The following is a 12,797-nucleotide window of genomic DNA, read 5'->3' as shown; positions in this document are numbered from 1 at the left end:
GTTAAGTTATGAGTGCTAATGATCCTATTGATGATAAGATAACCAGTGGCTATCACCATTCGTATTGGAATGATTCGACAGCACCATTGGAATATAATACACTCGACAGCGATACGATTGCCGATGTATTGATAGTTGGCGGCGGTATCGCAGGGCTAACTACAGCTTACTGCCTTAGTAAATCGGGCAGGAGGGTCATACTTCTTGAAGATGGTTACCTGGGAAGCGGTGAAACCGGCAGGACAACTGCCCAGATAACCTATGCGTTAGACGACCGCTATTATGACCTTGAGAGATTTTTCGGCGAAGAAAAGTCTAAACTTGCAGCACAAAGCCATAAACAGGCCATAGAATGGATTAACAGTGTTGTGACTATAGAAGATATAGATTGCCACTTTAACCGTGTTGATGGTTACTTGTTTACGGATCCGTCCGACAAGGAAGAGAACCTTGATAAGGAATTTGATGCTGCAAGAAGAGCGGAGTTGCCTGTAGATTTGGTGAAGTACATACCGGGGCTTCCACAAAGCAAGAAACGTAGGGCATTACGTTTCCCAAATCAGGCACAATTCCATATCATGAAATACCTCAAGGGGTTGGCAGATGCCATCATTACAATGGGAGGAAAGATATATACTAACAGCCATGCCGATAGTATTGACAAAACCGGGGCCAAAGCTAATGGCTATACAATCAGGGCAAACCATATAGTTATGGCTACCAATACGCCAGTCAATGATATCGTAACGATGCACACCAAACAGTTTGCGTATCGTACCTATGTAATCGCCGCTAAAGTGCCAAAAGGAATATTGCCTTATGCGATGTGGTGGGATACCGGGAACCAAAACTCTAAATGGGTAGCTAAGCCTTACCATTATGTTAGGCTGGAACCTCTTGACAAGAATTTCGACCTGCTTATTTCCGGAGGAGAAGACCACAAGACAGGGCAAGCCGATCAGGAAAATAGTACTGAAGAGCAACGCTATGAAAATCTCATAGTATGGACAAAAGAGCACTTTCCTTATTTCGACGATATTGAATATAAATGGTCAGGGCAGGTAATGGAGCCTGTAGATTCACTTGCATTTATCGGTAAAAATCCCGGAGATGATAATATCTACATTATAACTGGCGACTCAGGGAATGGAATGACTCATGGCACATTGGGAGGACTTATTATTCATGATATTATAATGGGTAATCCTAACGAATATAGTAATCTCTATGATCCGTCAAGGATAACACTACCAACCGGTATTGATTATCTGAAAGAAGTTGGAAATATGACGTATGTCATGGCTAAAGACTGGCTTTCATCGGGTAATGTAAAAGAAGTGAATGACTTACCGGCCGGTAAAGGAGTCGTTATATCTAAAGGCCTTAATAAAATAGCAGTATACAAAGATACAGACGGTACAATCCATTCGTGTAGCGGAGTATGCCCACATCTTGGCGGTGTATTGCAATGGAACGATGATGAAAAATCATTTGACTGCCCATTGCACGGATCCCGTTTTACTGCTTTTGGTACGGTAATTAACGGGCCTGCCATCAGCGATCTTAAAAAATCAGTTTAATTTTAAAACTTCTACATTATGAAAATGCTAAAATCTAAAATGCTGTTTATGACAGCTCTGGCAGTTGCATTCATATGCTTCTCCTGCAAGGACAAATCCTCTACTAATGAAGATTCCTATGGGCCAACAGAAACATCGAGAGATGCTACACCCACCGAAAACGATGAGGCTACAATGGACACTTCTGCACATGAAACCGGACCGGGTTCGGCAACGGTCGGCGATACAGTTAACAAAAATAACTACTAATAAATGCAACCAATATGAAAGCAGCAGTTATACACGGTCCGGGTACCATTACCTGTGATAGCATTGACGATCCGATTATTAAAAATCAGGATGATATAATTCTTAAAGTTACATCTACCGCGATATGCGGATCAGATTTACATATTTATTCAGGAGGCATTCCGCAGCCAAGGCCTATGGTATTAGGACACGAGTTTATGGGAATTATTGAAGAAGTAGGTAAAGGCGTTACCCACCTGAAGCGCGGCGATAGGGTAGTAGTTCCGTTTCCAATAGCCTGTGGATCCTGTTTTTTCTGTAACCATGAGCTGCCTGGCCATTGTGAGCACAGTAATCCTGAGAATTACGGACCCGAAGGCGGTCTGCTTACCCAAAAGGGAGGTGCCCTTTTTGGTTATACTGATCTTTATGGCGGCTATGATGGGGGGCAGGCGCAGTACGTACGTGTACCTTATGCAAACTTCGGACCCCGCGTAGTGCCGGATAACCTTACTGACGAGCAGGTACTGTTCTTAACAGATATCTTTCCCACAGGATATACTGGCATCGACTGGGGTGAAGTGAACGGAGGGGAAACCGTTGCCATTTTCGGTTCAGGCCCTGTGGGCATTATGACAGCAAAAAGTGCCTGGCTTAGAGGCGCTGGCAGGGTAGTAATTATAGACACTCTTCAATATAGGCTTGATAAAGCAAAAGCAACGGCAAATTGTGAAACTATCCTTTGGAAAGACGGGGCAAAAGATGTAGTGGAACAGATTAGGGAAATGACTCAGGGGCGTGGTGCTGATGTTGTAGTTGATGCTGTAGGCTTTGAACCGGACCGGAGTATCCTGGACAGGGCTAAGGCAGTTGTCAATTTCGAAAAGGGATCGGTTAAAGTATTAGAAGCCTGTATGAGCGCTGTCCGCCGAGGTGGAATTGTTTCGGTATTGGGAGTATACCCGACTACCTATGACAACTTCCCAATAGGTCAATTCTTTGACAAAGGTATTATCCTGAAAGGGGGCCAGGCGCCGGCACACAAGCATATCGACAAGCTTCTAGATTATGTGAAGGAGGGAAAAGTTACTCTGGATGATATCATTACCCACAGACTGCCACTTACTGATATTGCCCATGCCTATGACATCTTTAAAAAGAGGGAGGACGGATGCGTAAAAGTAGTATTAGATCCATGGACCTAAATTTATAATTATGGAAAATCTGAATGACTACTTACCGCAATCGGTTACCGGAAAAAATATTCTTATAACGGGAGGCTCAACAGGCATTGGCCGCGCAACTGCATTATTACTTTCGGGACTTGGGGCTAATGTAATAATCGTTGGCCAGAATGAGCAGCATTTGAGCGATAGCCGGGCAGATTTGTCAAAAAAAGCAAAAGGTGAAGTTTACAGCATTAAAGCTGACCTAAGTACTGAAGAGGGAATTATGAATTTGTTCGATCAGGTAAATATTCATTTTGCAAAATTGGACGTGCTGGTCAATAACGCCGCCCTAGCTGCCGGCAATACGGAGGATGGCAACTATGAAGAATGGCAAAAGGTTATCAATACTAACCTTACTGCCTACATTGCCTGTTCGGCGGAAGCCGTGAAACAAATGAATGGTGAGGGCCACATTATCAATATAGGCTCTATGAGCGCTGATGTACGGGAAGAAACTGGTTCAGTATATGTAGCCACCAAATCTGCTATCCAGGGATTCAGTGAGGCTTTTCGCAAGCAAATCAACAAAAAAGGGATTAAAGTAACCCTTATTGAACCGGGAGCAGTTGATACTGATATGCAGGAACAGCCTACTGATGAGAAGAAAGAAAAGGTAAAAAAGCTTGAAATGCTTATAGCGGATGATATTGCCGTGAGTGTACTATATTGCCTGTCACAGCCTAAGCGCTGCGATGTGGTAGACCTTAAGATAAGGCCACACCTGCAATTAATTTAAAAAGGAGTATAACCAAACAATATTGTATGAAACCAGTTTCTGCATGGACAGCTGCCGCACAGTTGAAGTTGGAAAGCGGTACGCTTATTATCGAAAAGGAATTTAATGGTTACATTATAAAGGTTATTTTTGATGATTATGACCTTTGGTTTGTCGTACAATGGAAAAATAAGGGGAGGGTGGCATTCAGGGCGGCACAGGCAGCAGGTTCTGAATTGAAGCTGAAAAGCCTTAAAGAGAATCCTGATACTATTAAATTTTTATTAGAAAGTTTTACAATGCGACTAGAGGTTGTGCTTTCTTTTCATGATCAGGCAAAGCAGATCTTCAGGTATACCACTACAATAATTCCTTTACTTGATGTGGTTCTGCCCTACTGGCCAAGGGATATTATGCCATTGTTCAGTACCAAAGGAAAAACCCAAAATACTGAAGGCACCATTCATGCGAGTCAGGTCGGCAACCGTTCCGGATTGTTATTTTTTAGTCTCGAAAAGCCGCAGACAGGTTCGGTTTTATATTTCCAAAACCTCACGGCATTGAATAAATTTTTTGAGGCTACCGGAACGTCAGGTTCAGATCTTGTCGGCGGCATTTGGCCCGACATTGGACTAAAATTACCAGTATCGGAAGACCGGCCTTTAAAGAAAGGAGAGGAGTATATTGTCTCTGATGCTTTTGTGGCGCTAAGCGACAGTATTATAAAGGACAATTACCAGATGGCAAAATCATTTTTAAATCAACTGGCAGATATATACCTTTTGCTTCCAAAGCCTGAAACCATTTATCACGATTGGCCAACTATCGTAGAAAAAGGGCTTGCAGACCTTAAAGAGCATCCGGGCTGCTGGAAATTTGCTGATGGGCGCAGTTACCTCAATGCTTATGTAAGCGATTACAAAACCCCTCCAGAGAGTATGGTCCAGCTCGCAGTACTACTGCCTCTTATGGATTTTGATGCCTGGAGCGGGCAAGCCCACAAAGATATTACAGATACCATACATGATGGGTTGGAAAACTTTTACGACAAAGAGCTTGGAACGGTTGTACGATGGTTGCCGGCATTACAAAAAAACCTTGATTGGAGTGAGGAACAAAAAAGGCCAGAAGTGATGGATTCTTGGTATCTGCACCATCCACTACTCAACTTATCAAGGCTTGCTTTGAATGGAGACAAACTGGCGAAAAAACTGGTTTTGGATTCAATAGATTACGTTATTAAGGTGGCACATCACTTTAAATATGATTGGCCTGTATTTTATAAAATGGCTACTCTTGAAGTTCTTAAGGAAGAAACTGAAGAGGGCAAAGGAGGAGAAAAAGACGTCCCGGGCGCTTACGCTCATCTTATGATACAGGTTTGGCAGCTCACAGGTGAAAAGCGTTACTTTGATGAAGCCCTTAAGGCTGCCAAAAAACTGGACGGCCTCGGGTTTGATATTTTTTACCAGGCTAACAATACGGCATTTTCTGCAGGGGCGTTGTTGCGTTTGTTTAAAGAGACTAAAGATGAACTTTATCTGAACCTTAGTTATCTCTGTATAGCTGCCATTCTCAAAAATGTACAGCTTTGGGAATTCGGTTACGGTTATGCAAAAAACTATCCGACTTTTTTTTCAATCTATCCCCTTAAAGACGCACCATATACAGCAGCTTATGAAGAGCAGGAAGTATTTGCCGGGATACATACTTTTCTGAGAGAGGCCGATGAGGTGGAAGATATACTTCCTTCACTAAAATTATTACTGGCAGAATGCGTTAAATTCATTATAAACCGGGTCGCTTACTATTACCCGCCAATGCTGCCGAAGGAAGCCGTTGCCGAGAGGAAAGGTGTCAAAACCGGAGAGATCGACCCAAACCTGTGGATCGCACTGGAAGATTTGCAGGATGGCTGGCAAAAATCAGGGCAGGTAGGTCAGGAAGTGTATGGTGCAGGTGTAGCTTTTGGTATTTTGCCCAGACAATACTATAAGATTGAAAAAGCAGGATTTATGATCTTTACGGAATATCCCGCCACCCAGTTCAAGATCAATGGTACAACTGTATCCTTTTTTACAAGAGGGGACGAACGGTTGTCTTTCAGCATGGTACTGGTTCCAGTAGAAAAAGGCGCGAAGTTAAAAAGCATTTCCGTAACAGTTGGTAAAGCCAAAGAATCTCTTGAAATTAAACCTGTAAAGAATAAAAAATCATTGGTATATTTCATTCGGGGAAATAGTAATGTTAAAGTGCAGTGGAAGGATTAAAGCCAGCAAGCGCTATGGTAATCTTATCCTTAAAGCCTAAATGTTTCTCCGACATTAGTTTTTTAAGCACAATAACCTCGGTGCAATCCCAATTAAATGAATAATTCAGAGTTTCAAGATAGGGCCGGAGCGATTGGAATGTATGGTGCGGGATCTTTTTAACAAGACTGATATGCGGGGATCTTGCGGGAGATTTTACGTCTTCCATCAGATCGATTATAGGCTCAGGATTCAAGACCTTTAAGTATACTGTAATACTATGGCCATGATCGAAATAGTCCCAGCCTTTTACTGTTATAGGAAAAGATTTTCGACCCTCTATAAGTTCTTCAATTGTTTCAGGAAATAATACATCATCTGTTAATTTATCAACCAGGGTAATGTGCGCTATGGAATGTAGGTTACGCTCGCCTATAGCTGAAATAGCATTGAGTTCTTTCTTAATTATAGTAATGGCATTTTTAATAGCGTCAGGAGGAGATAATACTACCAGATAAGCGTACAACGGACCAAATAGTGATGTCTGATTATAAATTCGCTTTTTCATGGTTTATAATTCGTCATTTATCTTTCTTGCCTGTAAAGCATTAATAATACCGGCTGTAGACGCCGTATTGTTGAAATAGATGTATGCCTGGTCAAAGTTTTGCCTTATCATCGCATTGTACAGACCTTCGATTTGCTCTTTTGAATACTCTGAATAGAATAACCTGGGATTACCGTGCATCCGCATATAGCCCGTTGGGGTAGTTTTTATTATTTCTGTTGGCAGCTTTGGATAATTGACGCTACAAAAACCAATATTATTTTCAGCTAATCGTTCCGTTACATCCTGCCGCCACCAACTTTCATTCCTGAATTCAATAACATTTTTAAATTCAGGATTGCAGCCTGCAATTACTGCTTCAAGCCTTTCCGGACTGAAGCTGAAGTTTGGCGGCAGCTGAAACAGAACACATCCCAATTTATCTTTTAGGCCTTCACGTGTTATGTTATAGAATTTTGAAATTTCCTCATTACAGTCCTGCAGCCTTTTAATATGGGTAACTATTTATTCATCTTAACGCTGAAGATAAATTCATTGGGTGTCTTATCATACCAGTTTTGCAGGGTTTTTATAGTTGGAAACCTGTAAAAAGTAGCGTTGAGTTCGTAAGTGTTAAAGAATTTACAGTAATAGCCGAACCACTGTTTTCTGGGCAGTCCTTCCGGAAAGAAAAGTGGCTGCCATAATGTTGTTGTATAACTTGAACATCCGATATGTATATTTGAATTTTTCATGAGTAAAATTCCTGGCAGTTGGTGCAAAAGAAACTGCGTCTTTTTTTAGTTCCTGTATATTCTTTATGCATTGGCAAATCGCAGCGTTTACATATCTTTTTGGTGTGCGCAAGCCAATGTTTTTTTAATGTGCCCTCCTTTTTCCATTTCAGAAAGTCAAAACTATACTGTCTTGCCTGCTGAGCTATTTCCTTAAGTTTTTTGCCGGGGATATTCCCTGTTAGGGATTCAGGATGAACATGCACGCGGTACAAAACTTCGTTTTTGATGATGTTTCCGACTCCTGAAAATATATCCTGTTCCAGAAGGGCATCGCAGATCAGCCTATCCGGCTTTGCATTCAATTTCCCGATGGCAGCTTTTTCATTCCACTCTTCCCGCATTACATCAGCCGTCCAGTCATAATGCAAATTTATATCACCTTCCACTACTTTTACCGCAGCGGTGTAAAAGTTGATTTCGCCATTTTTAAAGGTTAGCCTTAATCGCAATAAAGCTTCCTTGGTTTCGTTGATGCGATAAGTACCAAAGAGCAGGAAATGTATACGAATCGTAAAACCATTAAAGCATAACAACAGGTGCTTTCCCCATGTTTTTATTTCAAGTAGTTTCTTATTTTCAAGCCTGGATATATCGATTTTGGCATTACCCCTAGCTGAGATAACTTTATGACCGATAAATTGTGTCATTTCTTCTTTGGCTATAACGATACTTGGACCCTCCGGCATAGTATTTTTTTTTAAATCTTTATTATATTCAAGCCCTTTATAACTTGCCAATTGACGATAATAGCCGTATCTACTGTTATGCGGCGAATTGTTATGTTGTTCTAAAACAGTTTCCATATAACAATTCCCGCCCGCTTGTTCCAACCATCAGCATCCTTGTGCATTCTGTTTTGATAGCTTAGATAGTTTTAGTTTGTACAATTTTTGAGGTATAAGTAACAGTTCCATAATTTGAGATGTTATTCATCTCTAAGTTAGGAAGTAAAAAATATAAAAAGTATAAATAAATGGTAAATAATAGCGATGCTGTTATCGCCAGAAAGTAACCGAAAAAGTAAATCCCTCAATCCTATATTTGGGCCTGTTACTTTATGCATACGAATATTTGCAAAGCAGATGTATCGGCACATTCAATAATTTACTGTCCTAAGCTAGTAGTAGCGATATAAGCATCTTCAGGGTATTCTGTCTGTAAAATTCTCTTCATTTTATGGCAAAGCTAGTTGCTGGCCTCCTTATGTCCAGCTGCCACACGGCTATTGATATTTATTAAAATTATTAATATCAAAACAAGTTTGGGTATAGGTTTGGCATTCTCCAAAATTAAGTATTGACAGTCCCCGCATTCCTGCCGATACATTATTGGAGAAAATGTGAACCCAGTAGGGCAGAATTCCCTGGTAAAAGCGAAAGATGATTGTTTCGCCCATATAATCCTCTGAATTTAAAATATTGTAAATATTCAAGTCTAATTTAATCAACGAATCATTTTTTAGGGATTTTCCGTATGATTAACGTTCTGAGATATCCCGTTTAAATTGCTTAATCTGCCGTGATTACATATTATTATTATCCATAAAAATACTTTTTGACTTTCGGCAAATACTGTACTTACCTTATCTAAGTTAGACTTATATTTTGTTTAAGTTGCATAATAATGCGTAAATTATACATTTTGCGTCTAAAATTTATCTTTAAATGTTAAGATGGTGTATCAGGTATTTAACATTCACTAACAAACGTTTATATAAGAATAATAAATACGATCGTAGGGAGACTTGTTATTATTTTGATTTTTTTATTTTGCCACAACAATTAAATAAAATTTACCTATTTATTAAATTATTGTATTTCAGTTAGTTATTTGTAAAATTAAATTATAGATAATCGTAACGCATTAACCGTAAATACAGCGTACAAAAATATTTTAAGAAATTTTGTTTTAGTATTGTGAGTTATTTCTTTATAAAATACCTTTTATTCATAAACGTTTCTTAAAATTTTAACATTTTCTGTTATTTATATCTTAAAGATTAATTTTTAGTGTAGAGTTCAAGATGTTCAGTATAAATTTATCAGTCTAAAACCCACCTTTTATGAACCTGTATGTAAGATATAATATTGACAAAACATGTCGTGTAATCCTGCAGGAACAGCTTGACAGATTAAATTTTAAATATAGTATAACAGATAGCGGATGTGTAAAATTTAAAGGAGATATACCATTTAGCCAGTATTGCAGCCTAAGGTCGCAATTAGATAAATATGGTATAGAAATAGTTGACAATAAAAAAGCACTACTAGTCCAAAAGGTAAAAATGTTAATTGCTTCAATGTTAAATAATTGCAACATTCCTTTAGTTAAAATATCAGCTTTTCTATCGCATGAACTTCAGGAAAGTTACCGGAATATTTCATTAATTTTTAAGGAAGTATGTTATATCTCTATTGAAAGTTTTATTATCATCCATAAAATTGAAAAGGTAAAACAATTATTGGTTGTTGAAAATTTGTCACTAACAGAAATATCGTTTAAACTTAATTACAGTAGCGTTGCACATCTCTCGCATCAATTTAAAAAAATCACCGGACTCACACCTACTACTTTTCAAAAGCTGGCACACCGTAAAAGAAGGTTTAAAACTTTAGCAGCAGTTAACTAAAAGTAATACTATGTACCCGGAAAAATTACATATAGTTTTAGCAGAAGATGATTCTGATGACCGCATACTTTTTAAAAAGGCGTTTGAGGATATTAAAATGCAACATACGCTTCATATTTATGAAGATTGTTTGTCATTAATGCAATACCTGAAAAATGTTGAAGAACTCCCCCATATAATCTTTCTTGATTTGCACATGCCCGGTATGTCAGGTGTAGAGTGTTTAAAAGAAATTAAAAAAGATTTGCGATTGCAGAATATCACGATAGCAATTTATTCAACATCTTTAGTGAGTGAAGTTATTGAGCAGACTTTTATATTAGGCGCCAATGTTTATATTAAAAAGCCGTATGATTTTAATAAACTAAAAAAAACTCTCACAGATATTATTCATATAAACTGGCAGTATATTACCGAAGGTTTAAACAAAGAAAATTTTATGATTAGTTGTTAAAATAAAAGCTCCTGTATGGAGCTTTTATTCTTTTATACAATTTATTGAGAAGAGGCATTTCCTTTTGAATTTATCTCAACAGAATCCTTCGGAATACGTTTATCTGACGAAGCTGTGTCTAAAGCTTCTTCCATATCTTCTCTTGTTCGATTATACGTTGGAGGATCATTTCTGTAATCACTATCTTGGCCATTTTGGGGGTCGTTATTGCTGTTTTTATTGTGTTCAATGCAGGAGTTAACTGTAAAGGCAAATAAAAATAACGCAGAAACTGTAATAAATACTTTCTTTTTCATATTGTAAAATTTTATACTACAATTTACAATATGTATATTATTTCTATTTATATAATTCTTCTTAAATATTGTTTATTAAATATTTACCAAACTTAATTATACAATCATTTAAATAAATCATGTAAACTAAATAAGTGATATATCGCGAAATTTGAGAAAGAAGAATTATTAATCCATATAAATTTTAATCATGACTACATCCAACCCATTACCTGTTTACAGGTATTTAATTGATAAAAAGAAAATAAAAAGTTTTCATGATGAGATGCTGGCTATTGAAAATGAAAACCCGGATTTTTTTTCAACACGAACACTAAACAGTTTCTTCTTTCTTACACAGTCGGAAAATATCACAATTAACTTTATAGATAGCTCATTACCTATTTATATCAAAAATAAAGTAATTTCTGCGTTCATGAAAAATTTTACATGTTGTAAATAATTACAATTAATATAGATAATGCCAGGCTTAAGATTTATTTTAACTAACCCTTCGCTACTTGTATGTTTTACGCTAAACTTTTTTATGAATAGTTTTAAGGATTATCATACGCAGTCAGTTGCGGGAAAAATTATTTTAATAACTGGCGAATCATTATGAATTTAGTCTCAGAATTGATTAATTATTTTTTCCGAGTTGTGCGAAAGATTTTGCCATAGCTTCTGCATCTTTAGCATATTTTTTTGCGTAATATTCCAAAATATCTTCCTTTTTCTGTTTCTTCTTCTTTGCGTGTCCTTCCCAAATTACACCTAGGGTTGCATACGCCGGAATAGAAATTCCTATGCTGCAGAAAAAATTTGCTATATTTCCTGTAACGTGTTCAGCACCGTCAGAATCTCCGGTTATTATCATTCCACCCAGCTTTCCATCCAGTGGTGAAGCTTTTCCTTCATTTATTATATCAAATACTTCGTCCAGCCGTTCTATTACACGCTGAATTTCAGAGGAATGATTGTTCCACCATATTGGAGTAGCAAAAATTAGTATATCTGCTGCTCTAATTTTTTCATAGATTGCAGGAAAATCATCCGGTACTTCAGCTTGTATGTAAGTTCCCCTTATTATCTTATGTTCAGCAAGCTTAATAACTTCGCAGCTGATGTTGCTTTTTTCAAGGTAACTTACTGCAAACTCGGTGAGTGTCTGGGTATTTGAAATTCCTTTTTCTTTAAGTGTTCCTAGTAAAATAACTGCTTTCATATTAGTTTTAAAAAAAACTGTCCCCATTTCAATGGAGACAGTGATTAAAATTTGCTTACAGTTCCTCTTCTTCGGCTGCGGTATTTTCTGCTTCCTCGCCGGCGGCATCAAGATTTATACTATTGTATGCCGCATCTGTAAGTTTAACATCTGCATCTTTTTCTTCTGCCAGAGTTTCTTCCAGTAATGATGCCACTTCATCTTCACCTAAAATTTTAGCGAAAGCAACAAGAGTTCCGTAAGAGGCAATTTCGTAATGCTCTATTTTTTGCGAAGCAGATATTATACCTGCATCACGAACTGGTCCTGGTTCTGTTTCTTCGAGAATGCTTTCACCTTCTTTAATAAGTCCTTCCATCGCGTCGCATTTTTTACCTCTGTCAGATTCTCCTAAAATCTGAAATACCTGTACCAGTCTTTCAACCTGACCTTCAGTTACTGCAACATGCTCATTTATGGAAGATTTTAGATTTGTATCACTGGCATTATTTGCCATCTTTGGTAATGTTTTTACCAAAGCACGTTCTGCATAAATAATATCTTTGAGTTCATCTACAAATAATTCTCTTAGGCCTTCTGCAGCACTTGATTTAGGTGCGACCTTGCGCGCGCCTCTTCCTTCTGAAACAGAATTTGTTGGTGTGTTTTTCATAATTCTATAAATTTAGTTGTTTTACAAATAATTATACAGTGGTTATTCCTACCATGTTTTTAAATTGCTTTTTTATGTATGGCAAGAGCATTTAACACGCTGCTATTATAGATGTAATATCGTAATAATATAGTTTTCCTATTTACATGATTATGCATTATTGTTACATGGAGGTACTGTAAATTTAGACTAAGTTTAACTTGAATTATTTAACAAA

At 37.8% G+C, this 12,797-nt stretch carries 15 protein-coding genes; 8 read left to right on the top strand and 7 right to left on the bottom strand.

Annotation, left to right across the window (positions count from 1 at the left end; genetic code table 11):
• Positions 1–8 precede the first annotated feature (8 nt).
• Genes NHE85_RS15230 through NHE85_RS15210 form a run of 5 tightly spaced genes read left to right on the top strand, consistent with a single transcriptional unit; the run spans position 9 to position 6,022 of the window.
• Positions 9–1,580 carry an FAD-dependent oxidoreductase gene (locus NHE85_RS15230; protein WP_252812996.1) on the top strand — a complete coding sequence of 524 codons (1,572 nt, stop codon included), beginning with the start codon at positions 9–11 and terminating at the stop codon, positions 1,578–1,580.
• Positions 1,581–1,598: 18 nt separating this feature from the next.
• Positions 1,599–1,829 carry a hypothetical protein gene (locus NHE85_RS15225; protein ID WP_252812995.1) on the top strand — a complete coding sequence of 77 codons (231 nt, stop codon included), beginning with the start codon at positions 1,599–1,601 and terminating at the stop codon, positions 1,827–1,829.
• Positions 1,830–1,843: 14 nt separating this feature from the next.
• Positions 1,844–3,013 carry a zinc-dependent alcohol dehydrogenase gene (locus tag NHE85_RS15220; protein WP_252812994.1) on the top strand — a complete coding sequence of 390 codons (1,170 nt, stop codon included), beginning with the start codon at positions 1,844–1,846 and terminating at the stop codon, positions 3,011–3,013.
• A gap of 10 nt (positions 3,014–3,023) precedes the next feature.
• On the top strand, positions 3,024–3,773 hold the full coding sequence (locus NHE85_RS15215; protein WP_252812993.1) for an SDR family oxidoreductase: 750 nt from the start codon (positions 3,024–3,026) through the stop codon (positions 3,771–3,773).
• Between the two features lie 26 nt (positions 3,774–3,799).
• A complete protein-coding gene (locus NHE85_RS15210; RefSeq protein ID WP_252812992.1) occupies positions 3,800–6,022 on the top strand; it encodes a hypothetical protein in 2,223 nt (740 codons plus the stop codon).
• On the opposite strand, the gene NHE85_RS15205 is transcribed toward NHE85_RS15210, so the two are convergent.
• The 4 genes from NHE85_RS15205 to NHE85_RS15190 are packed head-to-tail and all read right to left on the bottom strand — an operon-like array spanning position 6,000 to position 8,148.
• Positions 6,000–6,569 carry a 2'-5' RNA ligase family protein gene (locus tag NHE85_RS15205; protein ID WP_252812991.1) on the bottom strand — a complete coding sequence of 190 codons (570 nt, stop codon included), beginning with the start codon at positions 6,567–6,569 and terminating at the stop codon, positions 6,000–6,002. The genes NHE85_RS15210 and NHE85_RS15205 overlap by 23 nt on opposite strands.
• A gap of 3 nt (positions 6,570–6,572) precedes the next feature.
• Positions 6,573–7,013 (bottom strand): DUF72 domain-containing protein, encoded by a 441-nt coding sequence (locus NHE85_RS15200; RefSeq protein WP_252813321.1) that lies wholly within the window; start codon positions 7,011–7,013, stop codon positions 6,573–6,575.
• A gap of 56 nt (positions 7,014–7,069) precedes the next feature.
• Complete coding sequence (locus NHE85_RS15195) at positions 7,070–7,303, bottom strand: DUF72 domain-containing protein (RefSeq protein ID WP_252812990.1); 234 nt, start codon at positions 7,301–7,303, stop codon at positions 7,070–7,072.
• A complete protein-coding gene (locus NHE85_RS15190) occupies positions 7,300–8,148 on the bottom strand; it encodes a DNA-formamidopyrimidine glycosylase family protein (protein ID WP_308219364.1) in 849 nt (282 codons plus the stop codon). Before NHE85_RS15190 ends, NHE85_RS15195 begins: the two co-directional genes overlap by 4 nt.
• A 1,259-nt stretch (positions 8,149–9,407) precedes the next feature.
• On the opposite strand from NHE85_RS15190, the gene NHE85_RS15185 reads away from it, so the two are divergent.
• Together NHE85_RS15185 and NHE85_RS15180 are read left to right on the top strand one after the other, a co-directional pair.
• On the top strand, positions 9,408–9,974 hold the full coding sequence (locus NHE85_RS15185) for an AraC family transcriptional regulator (protein ID WP_252812989.1): 567 nt from the start codon (positions 9,408–9,410) through the stop codon (positions 9,972–9,974).
• A 10-nt stretch (positions 9,975–9,984) separates the two neighbouring features.
• Positions 9,985–10,428: a response regulator gene (locus NHE85_RS15180; RefSeq protein ID WP_252812988.1), complete on the top strand. Its 444-nt coding sequence runs from the start codon at positions 9,985–9,987 to the stop codon at positions 10,426–10,428.
• Positions 10,429–10,469: 41 nt separating this feature from the next.
• Here the strand turns inward: NHE85_RS15180 and NHE85_RS15175 are convergent, their stop codons facing one another.
• On the bottom strand, positions 10,470–10,724 hold the full coding sequence (locus NHE85_RS15175) for a hypothetical protein (protein ID WP_252812987.1): 255 nt from the start codon (positions 10,722–10,724) through the stop codon (positions 10,470–10,472).
• A gap of 190 nt (positions 10,725–10,914) precedes the next feature.
• On the opposite strand from NHE85_RS15175, the gene NHE85_RS15170 reads away from it, so the two are divergent.
• Positions 10,915–11,166 carry a hypothetical protein gene (locus NHE85_RS15170; RefSeq protein WP_252812986.1) on the top strand — a complete coding sequence of 84 codons (252 nt, stop codon included), beginning with the start codon at positions 10,915–10,917 and terminating at the stop codon, positions 11,164–11,166.
• 177 nt (positions 11,167–11,343) lie between these two features.
• Here the strand turns inward: NHE85_RS15170 and NHE85_RS15165 are convergent, their stop codons facing one another.
• Together NHE85_RS15165 and NHE85_RS15160 are read right to left on the bottom strand one after the other, a co-directional pair.
• Positions 11,344–11,928: a flavodoxin family protein gene (locus tag NHE85_RS15165; RefSeq protein ID WP_252812985.1), complete on the bottom strand. Its 585-nt coding sequence runs from the start codon at positions 11,926–11,928 to the stop codon at positions 11,344–11,346.
• Between the two features lie 55 nt (positions 11,929–11,983).
• The gene (locus NHE85_RS15160) at positions 11,984–12,580 is read right to left on the bottom strand and encodes a ferritin-like domain-containing protein (RefSeq protein WP_252812984.1); all 597 of its coding nucleotides are present in this window, start codon (positions 12,578–12,580) and stop codon (positions 11,984–11,986) included.
• Positions 12,581–12,797: the final 217 nt, after the last annotated feature.

Origin of the sequence: Flavobacterium sp. NRK1, assembly GCF_024054175.1 — a bacterium.
Taxonomy (GTDB): domain Bacteria; phylum Bacteroidota; class Bacteroidia; order Flavobacteriales; family Flavobacteriaceae; genus Flavobacterium.
Note: the sequence above shows the minus strand (reverse complement) of the source record. Positions and strands in the feature narration are given on the sequence as shown.

Bases quoted from the DNA above. Each gene is read 5' to 3' on its own strand.
- NHE85_RS15225 (WP_252812995.1), top strand. From the start codon at position 1,599: ATGAAAATGCTAAAATCTAAAATGCTGTTTATGACAGCTCTGGCAGTT.
- NHE85_RS15220 (WP_252812994.1), top strand. From the start codon at position 1,844: ATGAAAGCAGCAGTTATACACGGTCCGGGTACCATTACCTGTGATAGC.
- NHE85_RS15190 (WP_308219364.1), bottom strand. From the start codon at position 8,148: ATGGAAACTGTTTTAGAACAACATAACAATTCGCCGCATAACAGTAGA.
- NHE85_RS15160 (WP_252812984.1), bottom strand. From the start codon at position 12,580: ATGAAAAACACACCAACAAATTCTGTTTCAGAAGGAAGAGGCGCGCGC.
- NHE85_RS15195 (WP_252812990.1), bottom strand. From the start codon at position 7,303: ATGAAAAATTCAAATATACATATCGGATGTTCAAGTTATACAACAACA.
- NHE85_RS15230 (WP_252812996.1), top strand. From the start codon at position 9: ATGAGTGCTAATGATCCTATTGATGATAAGATAACCAGTGGCTATCAC.
- NHE85_RS15180 (WP_252812988.1), top strand. From the start codon at position 9,985: ATGTACCCGGAAAAATTACATATAGTTTTAGCAGAAGATGATTCTGAT.
- NHE85_RS15210 (WP_252812992.1), top strand. From the start codon at position 3,800: ATGAAACCAGTTTCTGCATGGACAGCTGCCGCACAGTTGAAGTTGGAA.
- NHE85_RS15175 (WP_252812987.1), bottom strand. From the start codon at position 10,724: ATGAAAAAGAAAGTATTTATTACAGTTTCTGCGTTATTTTTATTTGCC.
- NHE85_RS15170 (WP_252812986.1), top strand. From the start codon at position 10,915: ATGACTACATCCAACCCATTACCTGTTTACAGGTATTTAATTGATAAA.
- NHE85_RS15205 (WP_252812991.1), bottom strand. From the start codon at position 6,569: ATGAAAAAGCGAATTTATAATCAGACATCACTATTTGGTCCGTTGTAC.
- NHE85_RS15165 (WP_252812985.1), bottom strand. From the start codon at position 11,928: ATGAAAGCAGTTATTTTACTAGGAACACTTAAAGAAAAAGGAATTTCA.
- NHE85_RS15185 (WP_252812989.1), top strand. From the start codon at position 9,408: ATGAACCTGTATGTAAGATATAATATTGACAAAACATGTCGTGTAATC.
- NHE85_RS15215 (WP_252812993.1), top strand. From the start codon at position 3,024: ATGGAAAATCTGAATGACTACTTACCGCAATCGGTTACCGGAAAAAAT.